General features: G+C 40.9%; 15 protein-coding genes. 4 read left to right on the top strand and 11 right to left on the bottom strand.

The window, feature by feature from the left end:
* Positions 1-323: 323 nt before the first annotated feature.
* Complete coding sequence (locus tag VF06_RS15985; protein WP_099070393.1) at positions 324-1649, bottom strand: tRNA nucleotidyltransferase/poly(A) polymerase-related protein; 1326 nt, start codon at positions 1647-1649, stop codon at positions 324-326.
* An 86-nt stretch (positions 1650-1735) separates the two neighbouring features.
* On the opposite strand from VF06_RS15985, the gene VF06_RS15980 reads away from it, so the two are divergent.
* A complete protein-coding gene (locus VF06_RS15980; protein WP_099070394.1) occupies positions 1736-1984 on the top strand; it encodes a Ycf34 family protein in 249 nt (82 codons plus the stop codon).
* A 305-nt stretch (positions 1985-2289) separates the two neighbouring features.
* Here the strand turns inward: VF06_RS15980 and VF06_RS15975 are convergent, their stop codons facing one another.
* Positions 2290-3582: a hypothetical protein gene (locus VF06_RS15975; protein WP_099070395.1), complete on the bottom strand. Its 1293-nt coding sequence runs from the start codon at positions 3580-3582 to the stop codon at positions 2290-2292.
* Between the two features lie 729 nt (positions 3583-4311).
* Here VF06_RS15975 and VF06_RS15970 point away from each other — a divergent pair.
* Positions 4312-4566: a hypothetical protein gene (locus tag VF06_RS15970; protein WP_143861752.1), complete on the top strand. Its 255-nt coding sequence runs from the start codon at positions 4312-4314 to the stop codon at positions 4564-4566.
* A 498-nt stretch (positions 4567-5064) separates the two neighbouring features.
* The gene (locus tag VF06_RS15965; protein ID WP_099070396.1) at positions 5065-6117 is read left to right on the top strand and encodes a hemerythrin domain-containing protein; all 1053 of its coding nucleotides are present in this window, start codon (positions 5065-5067) and stop codon (positions 6115-6117) included.
* 526 nt (positions 6118-6643) lie between these two features.
* On the opposite strand, the gene VF06_RS15960 is transcribed toward VF06_RS15965, so the two are convergent.
* From VF06_RS15960 to VF06_RS15925, 8 genes are read right to left on the bottom strand one after another with little or no spacing between them, the layout of a single operon-like run.
* Positions 6644-6967, bottom strand: a complete 324-nt coding sequence (locus VF06_RS15960; RefSeq protein ID WP_099070397.1) for a PadR family transcriptional regulator — start codon at positions 6965-6967, stop codon at positions 6644-6646.
* A gap of 28 nt (positions 6968-6995) precedes the next feature.
* Positions 6996-7553, bottom strand: a complete 558-nt coding sequence (locus VF06_RS15955) for a hypothetical protein (RefSeq protein ID WP_099070398.1) — start codon at positions 7551-7553, stop codon at positions 6996-6998.
* On the bottom strand, positions 7550-7948 hold the full coding sequence (locus VF06_RS15950; RefSeq protein WP_099070399.1) for a hypothetical protein: 399 nt from the start codon (positions 7946-7948) through the stop codon (positions 7550-7552). The genes VF06_RS15955 and VF06_RS15950 overlap by 4 nt, the downstream gene beginning before the upstream one ends.
* Positions 7949-7960: 12 nt before the next feature.
* Positions 7961-9532: a hypothetical protein gene (locus tag VF06_RS15945; protein WP_099070400.1), complete on the bottom strand. Its 1572-nt coding sequence runs from the start codon at positions 9530-9532 to the stop codon at positions 7961-7963.
* On the bottom strand, positions 9523-9918 hold the full coding sequence (locus tag VF06_RS15940) for a hypothetical protein (RefSeq protein ID WP_099070401.1): 396 nt from the start codon (positions 9916-9918) through the stop codon (positions 9523-9525). Before VF06_RS15940 ends, VF06_RS15945 begins: the two co-directional genes overlap by 10 nt.
* Positions 9902-10153: a hypothetical protein gene (locus VF06_RS15935; RefSeq protein ID WP_099070402.1), complete on the bottom strand. Its 252-nt coding sequence runs from the start codon at positions 10151-10153 to the stop codon at positions 9902-9904. Before VF06_RS15935 ends, VF06_RS15940 begins: the two co-directional genes overlap by 17 nt.
* Complete coding sequence (locus VF06_RS15930; protein ID WP_099070403.1) at positions 10150-10827, bottom strand: hypothetical protein; 678 nt, start codon at positions 10825-10827, stop codon at positions 10150-10152. The genes VF06_RS15935 and VF06_RS15930 overlap by 4 nt, the downstream gene beginning before the upstream one ends.
* 13 nt (positions 10828-10840) lie before the next feature.
* Positions 10841-11518: a hypothetical protein gene (locus VF06_RS15925; RefSeq protein ID WP_099070404.1), complete on the bottom strand. Its 678-nt coding sequence runs from the start codon at positions 11516-11518 to the stop codon at positions 10841-10843.
* 263 nt (positions 11519-11781) lie between these two features.
* Here VF06_RS15925 and VF06_RS15920 point away from each other — a divergent pair, with 263 nt between their 5' ends.
* Entirely contained in the window at positions 11782-12027 is a 246-nt protein-coding gene (locus VF06_RS15920; protein WP_143861753.1) for a hypothetical protein, read from the top strand.
* Position 12028: 1 nt separating this feature from the next.
* Here the strand turns inward: VF06_RS15920 and VF06_RS15915 are convergent, their stop codons facing one another.
* Complete coding sequence (locus VF06_RS15915; protein WP_099070405.1) at positions 12029-14002, bottom strand: hypothetical protein; 1974 nt, start codon at positions 14000-14002, stop codon at positions 12029-12031.
* Positions 14003-14111: the final 109 nt, after the last annotated feature.

Below are 14111 nucleotides of genomic sequence, written 5' to 3'. Positions count from 1 at the left end.
GGAAAAGCACAGGTCAGATAGTAGAGACCAGAACAAAAATTGATTTGAGTTCAATTTACTTTTTGTTACATAGTTGAATTTATTGGCGACGTTTTACTGAGAGTAAAGTTCAATACTATCCAAGCTTGAAAAAGAAAGTTTGGCTAACAATTCTGAGTTAAAGCTTTTAGGATAATACAGTTTACTGAATATTGGATTCTGCCTAATTTTCTATAAAAAGGAGAAAACTAAGCAATCTTTCTGAAGAACATTTTCCCTTTCCCCTTTAACCTTTTCCCACAAGAATGCCCTATTTTCAAGGCAGGTCTATTCTCCTTGTCTCCCTACACTCCCCACTCCCCAACTAACTGACGTGCCAATGCCATCGCCTCTGTTGGTGTGGAAACTTTCCCCTCAGCTTGTGCTACGGCAATTTCTGTTAATAATTTGCCTACTATTGGTGAAGCCGGGATATCTAGTGTTATAATTATCTCCTTCCCACTGACTAATGGAGTGGGATGAGCGACCAGATCGTCAGGGTTCAGGTAGCGGTTGATTAAAGGTGCAAAAACAAGGCAATGCGTTGTATGGGCTTCATCTGTTGTAGCAACTGCTGTCTTTAGCTGCTTTTTGCCAGACATCGCCTCTACCAAATTATCAAATGCTACAGCTAACGCTACCGTAGCAGGAAACACAATATCTGCATCTTGGAACAAAAAGTATTGTTCTCGCAAAGACATATTTGCCACTTTCAGTTGCGGTAATAATTTTAAAGCAGTGGTGACACCGCGAATTTCAGCACGACTGTAGGTAAGTTCTTGTAATTCTATTTCTGCTAATTCTGGATTTCGGTTGACAAGACAAGCAAGTTTAGCAATGGCTAACCAAGTAGTTTTGATGCTATCCCGCACTCCTGCTTGTAATTTTACTCCCAATTGTTGCCAATTTTGAGCCAGTAAAACAGCTGCATCGTCAACAGCTGCTAGTTTATTTAAGCTTTCACGAGTGGCGTTTTTGAAGAAAGGGCTAAGTAAATTATCTTCCCAAGCAGTTGTTATCCAGGGAGTACCCTGAGAATTTGCCAATAAATAACCAATTTCTGCGCGAAATCGTTCTGGTGCAACTTTGCTGATATGTGATGCTAAAGAACGAATTGTGGTTTGAGTAGCTGACTCAATAGTAAAATTCAGTTGGGCTGCTTGCCGATAAGCTCGCATTAACCGCAAAGGATCGTCTTCAAGGTTAGCGGGTGATACCATTCGCAAAATGCCCTGTTGTAAATCTGCATAGCCTTGCAGGGGATCGATGATTTCTTGGGTGTGGGGATTATAGGCGATCGCATTTATTGTAAAGTCCCGTCTGTGCAAGTCCACCTCTAAACTGTCTCCCTCTTGTTGGGCAAAGTCAGCCGTAGCACCGGGAAAAACCACACGAGCAATTTGTCGTTGTGCATCGAGTAATACAAACCCAGCATTATAATGATGGGCGATCGCTCTTGCCACCTTTACCGCGTTAGATGGTATAACAAAATCTAAATCTAAGTATTCGCGAGTTCTGCCAAGCATGGCATCCCGTACAGCGCCACCCACCATATAAGCTGGTTGTGGCAATAATGCCAAGCTAAAAGGCCAATTTTCGGGAGCTAGGGTAGAAGCAACAGAAGAACACATTGTAATAAAAATCAACCCAGCAACTAATGAATAACAGTCTGGCTTAAGCTAGATTAACAATAAAGGCCCCTGGAGTTGGTTCTATTATGTGTATTTGCGTGAACTGCCACTATGTAGACCGCTGTCTCACTTATCATGCCGTAGAAGGGCAGCACCAACAACCCCACTTAACCGAAACACCAGATTTTGACCCAAATGAACCTTCTATCAACGTCAACATCCGGACTAAAGACGATGTGATTGAAATGGAATGGGACGTTGTTGGCTGTCTGAGCTTTAAGCCGGAAATGGGTAAATGGTCGAAGTTGCGTCCTGGAGAATTAGTACCGACTTAAATTTTGGATTTGAGATTTGCAATTTTACATGGAGTTTGAGTGTTGACTGTGAACCGTTAACAGTCAACACTCAACAGTTTTTTATGGAATATTTTTTTACTTGGAAGTCAATACGGTTCGGATAAGCAGTATGAACTTCCCTTGTGGTCTGGGAAAAGGTTAATGGTTCGACAAGCTCACCAACCGGGGTAAGGGGATTTGGATGTATTTGAAACCTTCCCCTTTGCCCTTTCCCCTTTGCCCTTTCCCCTTTGCCCTTTCCCCTTTTCCCTTTCCCCTTTCCCCTTTAACCGAACCGTCTTGCCTTAGCGGATGCCATCATTATCAATTGCACTGTAGCCATCGCTGGGGAAAAGTCCCAACCAAGGGTCAGAACTAGGAGTTAAAAATAGTTGGGCGTAGACTTGCTGATTGAGGGTTTGTACATTCTTTGTTTGGTTACCTGCCATAAACCATTGATGAATTTGGCTGTGCAATATATATTCATTTCTGACTGTATCTAGAGCCATTGCGGTTTCAAAATTTTTCACTATGATTGGCAAATTATCTTTTTGAGTGTTGGCAGGCTGAGACTTTTTAGCTTTAATTAAGGAAATGCTGTTTTCATCTAGCTTGGCATCACTGGCATAAAGTTGAGCAATTTTGTTCCAAGCTTCTTGGTCAGTTATTTCAGCTAAAGTTTTTTGATTTTGTTGGGCATTAGACTCAAGAGCAGTGAGCATTGGTCTTTCAACCATCATTTTAGAAACCGCCAGAGAACCTGCGGTTACTGCTGTTGGTGGTTGAGTGGAATTGCTGGGAGATTCTAGCAACTTCGGGGGAGACTGGATACCCAAGCGGGATAAATCAGCAACCCATTGGGCTTGGATGGAATTGTAGCGATCGCTGTGGTATTTTCTTAAAAAAGCCTCGCCATCCCTTGGTGACAGTTTGCTATAGTTTTTTGCCACTACTTCAGCTTGTTGTAATTGACGTATAAATGCCTTGGGGCCATATAAACCAGGAATTGCATCAATTGGACGACCAGAGGCATCTAATATATAGTGAATGCTATTGCCTGTAATTGTGCGTTCTAACTTGCGTCCATCGCCGAAATCGATTGTAACTTTTGGTACAGGACGCACTGATTCCCAGTGCAAAATAAAGCGGTCTTGAAGCAGTCGAGAAATTTCCCTGTTGGGATATAGCGCCACCCTGAAGAACCTACTATTAGCACAACTCAAATCGCGATCCAGTCTGCCCAGCAAGCGCAGAGATAAAATCGGTTTACCACTGATTTTGGCAGCTGCTTTGGCTTGTTCCATGTCTGTATACCAATACAAACGAGAAGCGTAACAGTCTCGCTGTTGGCAAAGTTCATCTAAAGCCGCCCGCAGTGTAGCAGAAGGTAAAACTTTCTCTGAAGAATTGTTGTTTAACTCATTAGTATGGGATTTGAGAAATATCTGTAACCCCTTTGCACCCTGTTGGCGAAGCACAGAAACTTCTTGAGATAACTTGGAGGTTTCAGTTACAGGAGTTTGAGCATTAGCTGTCTGCAAGAGAGTAAGACTAACTACTATGAGTAGGAACGGATTTTTGAAGGTTATAAATTTCATCAATTTTTTAGAAGATAGTAATGTGAATGTTAATAATTCAGCACCCAGGAGTCAGAAGTGAGAATTTAAAGATATCTACCACTGCTACCTTGGAAGTTACGCATTCAAAAGTCAAAAAGTTCACCAATCAAACCTTGTGATTGTTTGAAAGGGTAGCTTGATAAAAAGGTGTCGGGAAAACCCATTGCTTTTAGGGATGGGATGAAAGATACCTGGACATCGTTGACGTTAACAGTTAACAGTCATCACTCAACAGTCAACAATCTCTCGTGTTATCCCATCTCCTTTTAGGGGTGGATGAGCTTAAATCCATTCCTGAACGCATACACGTATTTATTTACCTAAAGTACTTCATCAAAAGTATAAATAATTAAATATCAGATGTGTTGATTATGAATTGAAATTTATTAAATTGAAAAAATGATAGCCTGATGATGAAGATTCATTTTTTTAAAATCAGTAATATTTCTGTTTGAAATCAAAGGGAATCTCACTAAATTATTGATATTGTAAGTTGTACTAATTTCTAGTTACAGCTAGGAATGGGTAACACGCTTTATTAGAAAGCGCAATAAGTTATCTGGGTAAAATCACGATTTTCTTTCAGACAGAGAACAAACACAAGCTCTGAAAACTTGGGATATTTATTAACCAATTTCAAAAATCACCATGCACAAATATATTTGCAATCTGCTAATGCTGGTATTAGCAACAATTTCGACTTGCTTTATGACTCCATGTCATGCTCAAACGGCGTCAAAATCTAATAATCAAGATACTGATAATATTAGTACTATATCTTCAAATTCATCTTCTGCTAAGGAATTGGGTGATTTGGTTAATTCCACTGAGAGTAAACCGACTATCATATCTGAGACAGTAACTAACACTTCTGTTTCTCAGGCTAATATCACTGCACCTCAACCCAAGGTGAGAATTCCTATATTCAGCAGAATTTTTCGCACACCTTCAATGCAGCAGTAATCAAGTATTTAGACAAACCAACCGATACTCAGGTATTGTCGCCAACAATCGCATCCATAGCAGGGAATAGGCTATAGCTGAAAAATTTCTTGGTGTTGAGCTTTTACAAAGGTATTTTAGGTAAATATACTACCTGCTAGGGGCGCAGCAATGCTGTGCCCTTACATTTGTAGTTAGATAGACGAAAATTACTACAAATTCATCAATCAGCATATTTAAATAATGTAGAGCTAGTTAATCATCCCATAGACATACTTTTTTATTCCATAATGGGTAATTTATTGGACTTGTATGAATAGTGAATAGGTTACTGTGAATGGAATTAGAAATCAAAGCGATCGCGCTCACTGATATTTTTATTTTGCAGCCAAGAACTTGATATTTTTCTACCCACAGTTGTGAAGGCAATCGCTCAAAAGAAAGATGGAAGCACCCTAAGATTTGTGTCAACGTAATATTAGCAATAATTCCGAACACTTTGCTAGAGGAGAACTTAGGATGGTAGCTAGTTTAGATGATACGAAACGCAATGCTATTGCTGTGAAATTAGCAAATATCAAAGCACTGCAACAACTGGTCATCGAAAATGAAAAACTGCTTTTGAATCAACAACTTGATGCGGAAATTGCCGATCGCATCCGCAACTTCATCAAAGATGATGAAAAAAACCTTGGTGTTTTAGAAACTGTAATTACTCAGTACGGCATTCAGGCCGAACCGAAAAAAAACGTGAGGGAATTTATTGAAAAAGCTCGCGAACTATTTAAGGGTTCTGAGCTAAGTCTATATGAAAAAGTATCCCAACACGAATTGCTGAAACATCAACTAGTTACAAGTGGCTTGATAGTTCATAAAGCCGCTCAAAAAGTTGGTGCTGATGTGATACTAGCTATTGGCCCTTTGAATACCATTAACTTTGAAAACCGCGCTCACCAAGAGCAACTCAAAGGTATTCTAGAAATTCTGGGTGTCCGCGAACTAACTGGACAAGATGCAGATCAAGGAATTTGGGCACGCGTTCAAGATGCTTTAGCTGCGGTAAGTGGTGTAGTAGGTAGTGCTGTCACCCAAAGCAGTGACAAAAAGGATCTGAATATCCAAGATGTGATTCGCCTGGATCACAACAAAGTAAATACTCTGTTTACCGAACTATTACAAAGCAACAATCCACAAAAGATCCAAGAATACTTCGGTCAAATTTACAAAGATCTCACAGTCCACGCTGAAGCTGAAGAAGAAGTTGTCTATCCAAGAGTACGTTCTTTCTACGGTCAAGAAAACACCCAAGAACTGTATGACGAACAAGCTCATGCCAAGCAGGTATTAGAAGAAATTAAAGCTCTTAGCCCATCTTCACCTCAGTTTAAAGAGAAAGTCAAACAGCTGATGGATGCTATTGGCGACCATATTCGTCAAGAAGAAAGCACAATGTTTGCTGCAATTCGCAACAACTTGAGTACTGAGCAAAGCGAACAACTAGCCACTGAATTCAAAGCTGCAAAAACCCGGATTCAACAAAAATTAGGCGTTGTTACTGAATCTAAAATCTAGTTAATAGATTCAAAAATAGAAAATAGCGCTTAATAAATTTGACTTAATTGCAATACCAAATTGCTAGGTAAATAGAGCAACTCCTAACACATTGTGTTAGGAGTTTTTATTTATTAGATTGCTTGTAGAAGTCGGGAAAAGTGGGAAAGTTTGGTATTTTCCCTTTCCCCGGTTGGTGAGCTTGCCTGTCCTGAGCTTTGTCGTTGGCGTTGGCGAAGCCTCTCGTAGAGAAGCCTCTCGTAGAGAAGGGTCGAACCATTAACATGATTCCCTTTTCCCACAAGACTACAAAAAGCAATTGATTGCAAGAGGTCTATTTTTGCCAATATTTATAAGCTGTTGCAAGTAACTGCGGCTATAACCAGCACTGCACAATGATTTCACCCCATCAAGTAGCAAAACTACTTTTGTGCTACTTGTCGGCTACCTGAAAACAGCCAAAAGCCTTATAAATCAAGCTTTTGTTAATTAAGATTAGTTCTCATTAAGCAAAGTGACTGACAGATGACTAAAGCGATCGCGTTTATTAGATTAAATCCCCAGAGTATTCTGCGAGCTGTTTGCGGTATGCGTTAGTGCTGGTAAGGGCGTCTCTCCCATACGCAGTGATGCTGTAATATCGTCTGCATTCTAGTTGTTGGCTCACTATCAAATTTTGTTTTTCCATCCGCTGAAGAGTCGGGTAAAGTGAGCCAATTTTTAATTCTGGGATTTTATACAATTGTCTAGCTTGGTTAACTATCTCCAGAATTTTCAATCCATACTGCTCGCCCTTACCCATTAAAACGGTGAGTAAATCTTCCTCTAGAGCTGAAAGTACTATTACTTCGTTAGTCTTATACTTTGCCATTTATCAAGGTAAAGTCAATCACCTGGAGCTAGTGTGTGTCATCACGAATTCTAAAATCTAATTTTTTGACGAGAAACCATCTTAAGTCTTTGATTTCAGCACGATCCTTAGCGAACTCTTCTTCGGCTCGATGCCATTTATGGGCAACTTGTTCTTCACATCCGTGTATGGCTAGAAGCGTGGCATCTTTGTAATTAACATAGTCCTGTCCATGTATACCGAAGTTTCTGTCTAAGGTTGCAAAATCTTTTTGCAAAATGCGAACTTGCGCTACGAAGTTAACGTAGTCTTGTCCGTGTATATCAAATCGTTTATCTAAGCTTGCAAAATCTTTTTGTAATGCGTGAACTTGTGCTACAAGTTTTTCGTGTCCCTCTTCTTTTTGATGGTTTTTAATTAATTCATTTAAATCCCGAATTTGCTCAGCTATGTGATTAAATTTAGTGATAGCTTTAGCTGCCAAAGCTAATATTGTAATTGTTCCTACAATTATGCTGATAGCTAAATTGGTGCCCTCCATCGTAACAACAAGCCCTTTGGAGGGAGGAACGGCTGACGGTGGTTCAACTCCAAAAAAAGTTTTCATATTACGGATGCGTTTTTAACCTTCCCTAATTCAGATAACAATTGCTTTTGCAAAAAATCTGCGGAAGCAGGTGTTACTTGCTCTTGATAAGATATCTCCCAATAATTTTGAGGATGTCGCCGCAAATAAAAGCCAACACCTTTGAATTCAAAATAAGCACAAACCGAAAACACCGATATTTCTTTAGGTGGCAATATCTTCAAATTCAAAGATGATTGGATATTACTATCAAGACAACTATTAAGTTCATTCTCAAACTGTTTAGTTAATAATTCAGTTGCTCCTTGTTCTGCTGACAGTCTATAAGTCTGGATTGCATTTTCTTTTTCATTAACAGACTTCCATTGACTATCGATTGCCGCTTCAATATTGAATCCTGGTAAGATAATTTCCATGTTTATTTACTCCTAAGTTGTAACGTTTTCTGCCCCTGGTTTTTTGAGCAATTCTAATATCCTCTCTTCAAAATCCAAAGGTTTGGCTTCTACCCATAAATCAATGCGGTCATTTTTACGGATATAGCGTTTCCCATTAATTGGGATGCCACTACCAGCAGCACCTGGGATTTGATATTGGTTGAGAATAGTGAAATAAGCAGGATAAACTCGTGCGGGCTGCTTTAAATAACTGCCTGTGCTATCTTCTGTCCGGTCTTCAGTAATAGTGGGCTTCTTGAGCAGTTCGGCTTTACTAAGCTTGAGTAACTCTTTCATTCGGTCTTCTGCCTCGTCAGCAGTGGCGGCGTAAATCGCCATCTGCCGTCCATTATCTAGAAAACCCGTAACGCGATATCGCCCGTAAAGGTAACCATTAACCCCACCACAAGCCAGCTTGATTTTTTCCCAATCTAATTTAGTCGGGTCGATATCTGGGACAGAGCAAGTAGCACTGACTAATCGGTCATCACCTCGTTTTGTCCAAGGTGGAGTTTTGTTACTGAAGAATTGAATTTGTAAGCTAATACTTCTTGGCTTGGCTCTGAGATATTCATCAATTGGTGAACCTACAAAAGTACCAATATCTTTGTCTTCCATCATTTGATAATTGGTAAGCGTTTGTACAATCACCGGTCTTAATGCCTCTTGTGGCCCTGCTAAAATAATTCGCTGGTTTTCAATGCTTCTATCAGGTTGAATCTCAACATATCGAGTTCGTCCCAAAGGTGGCTGATTCTGTTGTCTAAGCTTCTCCATTGCTAAATATGAATCAATAGAATTAGCCACAACATAGCCAGCTTCAACGCAAGCATCCCAGGCTTCCTCTAAGAACTCTTCAACAAAATTTCGGACAGCTTCATTAGGAATAGATTCAACAGCATTGTCAACAGCAATTGCAAATGACCAAGGTTTAGAACCCTCAGAACCCCAAGCTTTTACTAACTTCTCTGCTTTGTTACCAAACAACCGCCCAACTAATGCTGAATTTGATTTAATGAATTTGCGAACATTCTTAAATCCCCAAAGGATTAAAGATTGAACACCACTCATGAATGTATAGCGAATTAATCCAGCAACATTAGACATAAATTCTTCAGCCATCTCCTCAGCAACATTTTCTAAAACATAAGCTCCTAAAGGCTCATTGAAAGCGAAAATAGTTGCACCAGGAAGAACCCCACAAGCCAAATAACCGACAGCATTACCTAGAGTTCCTCCCAACATTCCAGACAAAGCATTCCATCTTTGTTGGATTTGTTGGTCTATTTCTGTGTCTGTCATGTTCCAATTGAAGTTCCAAATAAATTGGGACGTGGAAACAAACAAACTCCATAATCCTGTTAGAGAAAAGCTGATAAACTTCCCGGCTTCTGCTGCGAGAAACCCCACTAATCGCTTACCACCATTCCAAATCCAACCTAAGAAACCGCCTTCATCATCTTGTTCGCTATCTTCAAAAGAATTGTTGAAAACTCGTTCACCAATTGCAGAACGAACAACTCTTGATTCAAGTGCTGATTCAACAATATCGGCTAACCCCATAGCTCCTCCAGCTTGACTTGCAAAATAGCATCTGGAGTAATGCCCACCAGGCGGGGACGCCGCCAACTAACTTTGTATATTTCAAAATCACGGAAATAAACCGAACGTTCTTGAAAGTCAGTAGGGATTGGGACTTCAAAAACAACCGGGGTAGTGGCAGGGTAAATCCTGATAGCTTCCCCGGTCTGGTCACTGTTGGCGGTGGTGTACCTGGGGCGGATAAGGACATAACTAGAAAGCTTGTTCCAGTCTGAACAAAGGAAAGATGCGCGGAGTGTGGCATTCGCTCCGGTGGCAGTAATAGGGAACTTGACCCACAACTTTTTCTCGGCTTGCACCGTGCCGAGGTCATTCCACACCCCGATATCATCAGTCCTCGTCGTCATCGCCGCATTCCTCTAGCCATTGGTCGTATTCGCCCCCCTGTAGGTACTCTTCCATTTCGTCTTCGGTCACTGCTTCTAAGATGCCGCTGCCACTGCGGGCGACAAATGCAAAATCAGGGTTGTGAAAGGCGAAATTTCGCCAGGTGGGGGGAAGAGTGCAATAAAGGTAATCGTTGAAAAAGGGGTGTCCGGGAAGGATTAAACCGGACTCGGTTTCTATTTGTTGTAAATTCATCGGAAAAATGGCACTTGTTCTGCACCCATTACCTTTTGTTCGCTTACTATTTCATAGCCAGCTTCAGCTATTGAGTCTTGTTTTTCTGTAGAAAAGAAACTGGAGAAAGTTGAACCATCATCTAATTTTTTACTAGCTCGTCCTGGGTATGGAATAGATGAGCCAGCAACAAGTTTGCTCCGTTCTACATCGGTCAAATTCGCTGAAGTTCTCAAGCCTAATTCACCACCGTAATTTTCAAAATCCGCTTTGTTCATGGGGAAACAATATAGCGAATCATTGCTAAGTTTAGCGATAGCTGTCAAGCTTCCACGAGATGCAGACAAAGCACGTAAAGTAACGCTTTTGCGACTTTCAAGTAAATTCCAGCCCTCTGCATTTGCCGCAACCAATTGGTTATAAGCACAAAACGTAGAAATTGATTGTTGCTGACCGACGCTGGCATTAGGTAGCTTCTTTTTAACCTTGGGAGGTTTTGGAGCTTGAGCGCCAATTATTTTAATTAATCCAGCACTGGCATCGTCCGCCAAAATATGTCCTAAAGCGGTAATATCAGAACTTGAAATGCCTGAGAATTGTGTTAAGTTTTTGGGTTTAAATCCAAAGTAAACTAATCCGTTTACCAAAACAAAAACAAGTTCTGAACGTTTTTTATTGCGGGTATAACTTGGCATATTTCAAAACAAATTAGCTGCCACCGCCACCTGTAGCAACAGCTAGTACAATTTCTTCACTTAAGATGTCGTAACCAACAGCAGAAACATCTGTTGCTGTTGAATAAAAACTGGAAAAAGTGGAACCATCACTTAATTGCTTGCTAGCTCTCCCAGGACGTGGTTTAGAAGAACCAGAGACAAGTTTATTCCGCTCTGTATCTGTAATGTTGGTAGCAGATTCTAGTCCCAATTCAGAACCGTAAGCCTCAAAATCAGCCTTGTTCATTGGGAAACAGTAGTGAATATCACCTGATAGTTTGGCGATAGCTGTTAAGCTGCCACGGGAGGCGCTCAATGCTCTTAGCGTTACACTCCGACGATTTTTAGATAAGTTCCATCCCTTACCTAATGCTGTGGCTAGTTTGTCATGAGCGCAAAATGTCGAAATTGATTGTTGTTGTCCAACTGTGGCATTTGACAATCTTTTTGTAACTCTAGCTGGTTTTGGAGCTTGAGCGCCAATCACCAAAATCAGACCAGAACCAGTAACAGCATTTTGAGCAGTATGTCCTAAATCATTAGTCAGATCTGATTGAGAAATGCCTGATACGCTTGCTAAATCCTTGCTTTTCCAGCCAAACCTGATTACAGAGTTGACAGCAACAAAAATTACATCCTCTCGCTTCTTATTGCGGGTATAACTTGGCATAAATTGTTAACCAATTTCAGTAAATACGACTTTATGCGAGGTCAGATAGTCTCTACCAGGGAATAAACACGGCTATGACAGCTATCTAGTCAAATAAAATATTGAGTAATAAATAATGCTATGAACTTAAAAACAGTAGCGAAAACGCCAACTTTGAACCCATGCTGAGACGATGCCGGAAGCTGTTAGAACCCTATGGGTGCTAAAAAAGTACCAAGGTGTCAAAAGGGGCATTTTTTGGAGTTAGGGAGGAAGTGCTGAGTATGGAGCTAATTTGCTACCCCTTGATGGGGACGAAAAGCCAACGGTGTATGCGTCGCAGACGTGCTAAGGGGTGGCAAGTCGGGGGTAGGTCTTATCACTACGTACCCCGATATGACCTTATCCGCCGCCTCATGGAACAAACGGGATTATCCGAACAATTAGTGAGAAAACAGATTCGAGACGAAAGGCTTTGGCTATTACAACAAGACTATGGGACAACTGCAATCACCCCGGCAGATGTGTAAATTACTGTCCCTGGTCTTCTACATCGCTGGTATCATTGCCAATTTCACGGATTTTCGGGCGCTGCGCCAGAGGACGGCCATAGGGATTAGTTGAATCTGTTATCCCTGGTTGAGCGATAAAGCCTTGCTCCGTCTCTTCGATAAAACTGTCCCACTCGTTCTTTTTGGGCTGGCTACTGGGGTCTGTGGGCGAACCACTGCTTTTGACGAGTTTGTCGGCTTCATCAGATAAGCTAACAGCACCTCGTAGAATCTCCTTGAGCTTGGCGAGGGGGTCGCTAGTGCCCAGGTTTTTGAAGTTGGCCGCTTTCCACATTGCAGCAAGCTCTAGAAGTGGAGCTAGGGCATCATTGAGGTCATCTTTATCGTCATTCTCCCAACCCTTTACTTTCACCTCTCCTTTCACCAGCATCTTATCTAAGCGGCCTTCTCCAGGCTTGAAGGTGAAGGGGACTTGTCGCTCTATTTGCTTCCCCTTATAGCCAAGATATTCGGCATTCCCCTTAGCATAATCAACTGCTAAAGATGCTGCTTGTTTAGCGCTTCCCGCTTCAATCATGCCGTTAGTTGTAGCAATCAAATTGGCGTTTGATTCGCTTTGAAGTATTAAGAGAATTCCCATAATCTCTGCTAAAGCTTCTGCAATATTTGGCAAAGAAATTTGCTTTTCTTGATTACCTTCTTGGGTTAAATCAGCATCTTTAATTTTGATTTCTAAGGGGTATTTACCCGCCAAGGCATCCAATTGCTTTACTGTATAAGAGATAAATTCAGCTATATTTTGAATTTGAATAGTCCCTGCATCTTTTTTAGTTAATAGTTTTGGTACGCTAGCAGGTAAATCATCTGAGCCAATTTTTTTAAGAAGTAATCTCAGAAGTCTCTCTAAATTAGAATTGTCTGGGCAACATCCCATCTTGCAACATTCCTTTCTTGGSGGGGGTGGGGGGTCAATTTGTGGCGTATTACCGGGACAAAAGAAAAAAAGTTGATAAATGTGAGTTTCTGTCCAAATATTTGGAAAAGTCGCTCTCTGCGTTATGCGGTTGCTGACTAAAAGATTTTCGTACTGTGCCTTGCCCATTGGTATGAGCGCAATACCTGGATCTCCCAAACTAGCATTTGGTTTTGACCATCGAAGTATTTCTATTCTCGGTTGTCTAGTAGCGGTACTAAAGTAAATTGCAATGTCAGCATCCCATTCCAATCTCCATACTGTTGATGGATCGAATAAATCTCCGTCGATGGTTCCGCCGCTAGCCCTCCATTGACTAGCTTGATTATAGATGTTGTATGTAAGCCCAATATACGCGGAATTAAAAACAAAACTATGTGTAATAGAAACCAACAAGCAAAAATCTGCTGGCGTATCATAGCCAACAATCACATTTTCTTGTAAAGGATAAATTGCTTTAGTTGGTTTGCAAGTGCGGTGATAATCCGCTTTTGCTCCATTGGTATATCGCTCTATTGATGAGATAGATGCTACACAGATACCACATACACCATAATCGCAATTAGCAGGCATTTTAGATGAATTACCTGGCGTGGGATCTGGCTGCGGTAGCGCTGGTGGATCTGGCTGACACGCTGGATTGCGATAAACAATCTGAAACGGTGGAAGTTTAATAAAACCAAGAGTGCCACTGAATTGCACACCAAAATTACATTCATCCAAGACAATGGCGACATCAAGCCCAAATGGTCTTAAATCAACGGGATTCTCCCCACACCAAGGGCTATCAGGGTATCTGTTGCAATCCATTGGGTCTGCGGGGGTATCTGGTGTTGTGTAAAAAGGACTGTTGAAAAGAGGTACAAGTCCTTCTTGTGGATCTACTATTTCGTAATCTAAAGGGTTTGATGAATTCGGGCTTTTTCTTTTAGGTGGCTTTCTAAATGAATTGTTTGTTTTCTTTTGTAGGTCAAAGCTTGGCTTTTTAGCTAAATCTATCCCTTTAGCAAGTCTAATCATTTTACGAATCTAACACTCAATCCTTTGGATTTATTATGCAATCGCTGGTATTTATTCTTCATGACTTCAAGCTCAATTTTTCCATAAATTCGATAAGGCATCTTGAAGT

The organism is Nostoc linckia z4 (genome assembly GCF_002608075.1).
Lineage (GTDB): Bacteria > Cyanobacteriota > Cyanobacteriia > Cyanobacteriales > Nostocaceae > Nostoc > Nostoc linckia.
Note: the sequence above shows the minus strand (reverse complement) of the source record. Positions and strands in the feature narration are given on the sequence as shown.

Excerpts from the sequence above, each read along its gene's own strand:
- VF06_RS15985 (WP_099070393.1), bottom strand. The coding sequence starts at position 1,649 with ATGTGTTCTTCTGTTGCTTCTACCCTAGCTCCCGAAAATTGGCCTTTT.
- VF06_RS15980 (WP_099070394.1), top strand. The coding sequence starts at position 1,736 with ATGTGTATTTGCGTGAACTGCCACTATGTAGACCGCTGTCTCACTTAT.
- VF06_RS15975 (WP_099070395.1), bottom strand. The coding sequence starts at position 3,582 with ATGAAATTTATAACCTTCAAAAATCCGTTCCTACTCATAGTAGTTAGT.
- VF06_RS15970 (WP_143861752.1), top strand. The coding sequence starts at position 4,312 with ATGACTCCATGTCATGCTCAAACGGCGTCAAAATCTAATAATCAAGAT.
- VF06_RS15965 (WP_099070396.1), top strand. The coding sequence starts at position 5,065 with ATGGTAGCTAGTTTAGATGATACGAAACGCAATGCTATTGCTGTGAAA.
- VF06_RS15960 (WP_099070397.1), bottom strand. The coding sequence starts at position 6,967 with ATGGCAAAGTATAAGACTAACGAAGTAATAGTACTTTCAGCTCTAGAG.
- VF06_RS15955 (WP_099070398.1), bottom strand. The coding sequence starts at position 7,553 with ATGAAAACTTTTTTTGGAGTTGAACCACCGTCAGCCGTTCCTCCCTCC.
- VF06_RS15950 (WP_099070399.1), bottom strand. The coding sequence starts at position 7,948 with ATGGAAATTATCTTACCAGGATTCAATATTGAAGCGGCAATCGATAGT.
- VF06_RS15945 (WP_099070400.1), bottom strand. The coding sequence starts at position 9,532 with ATGGGGTTAGCCGATATTGTTGAATCAGCACTTGAATCAAGAGTTGTT.
- VF06_RS15940 (WP_099070401.1), bottom strand. The coding sequence starts at position 9,918 with ATGACGACGAGGACTGATGATATCGGGGTGTGGAATGACCTCGGCACG.
- VF06_RS15935 (WP_099070402.1), bottom strand. The coding sequence starts at position 10,153 with ATGAATTTACAACAAATAGAAACCGAGTCCGGTTTAATCCTTCCCGGA.
- VF06_RS15930 (WP_099070403.1), bottom strand. The coding sequence starts at position 10,827 with ATGCCAAGTTATACCCGCAATAAAAAACGTTCAGAACTTGTTTTTGTT.
- VF06_RS15925 (WP_099070404.1), bottom strand. The coding sequence starts at position 11,518 with ATGCCAAGTTATACCCGCAATAAGAAGCGAGAGGATGTAATTTTTGTT.
- VF06_RS15920 (WP_143861753.1), top strand. The coding sequence starts at position 11,782 with ATGGAGCTAATTTGCTACCCCTTGATGGGGACGAAAAGCCAACGGTGT.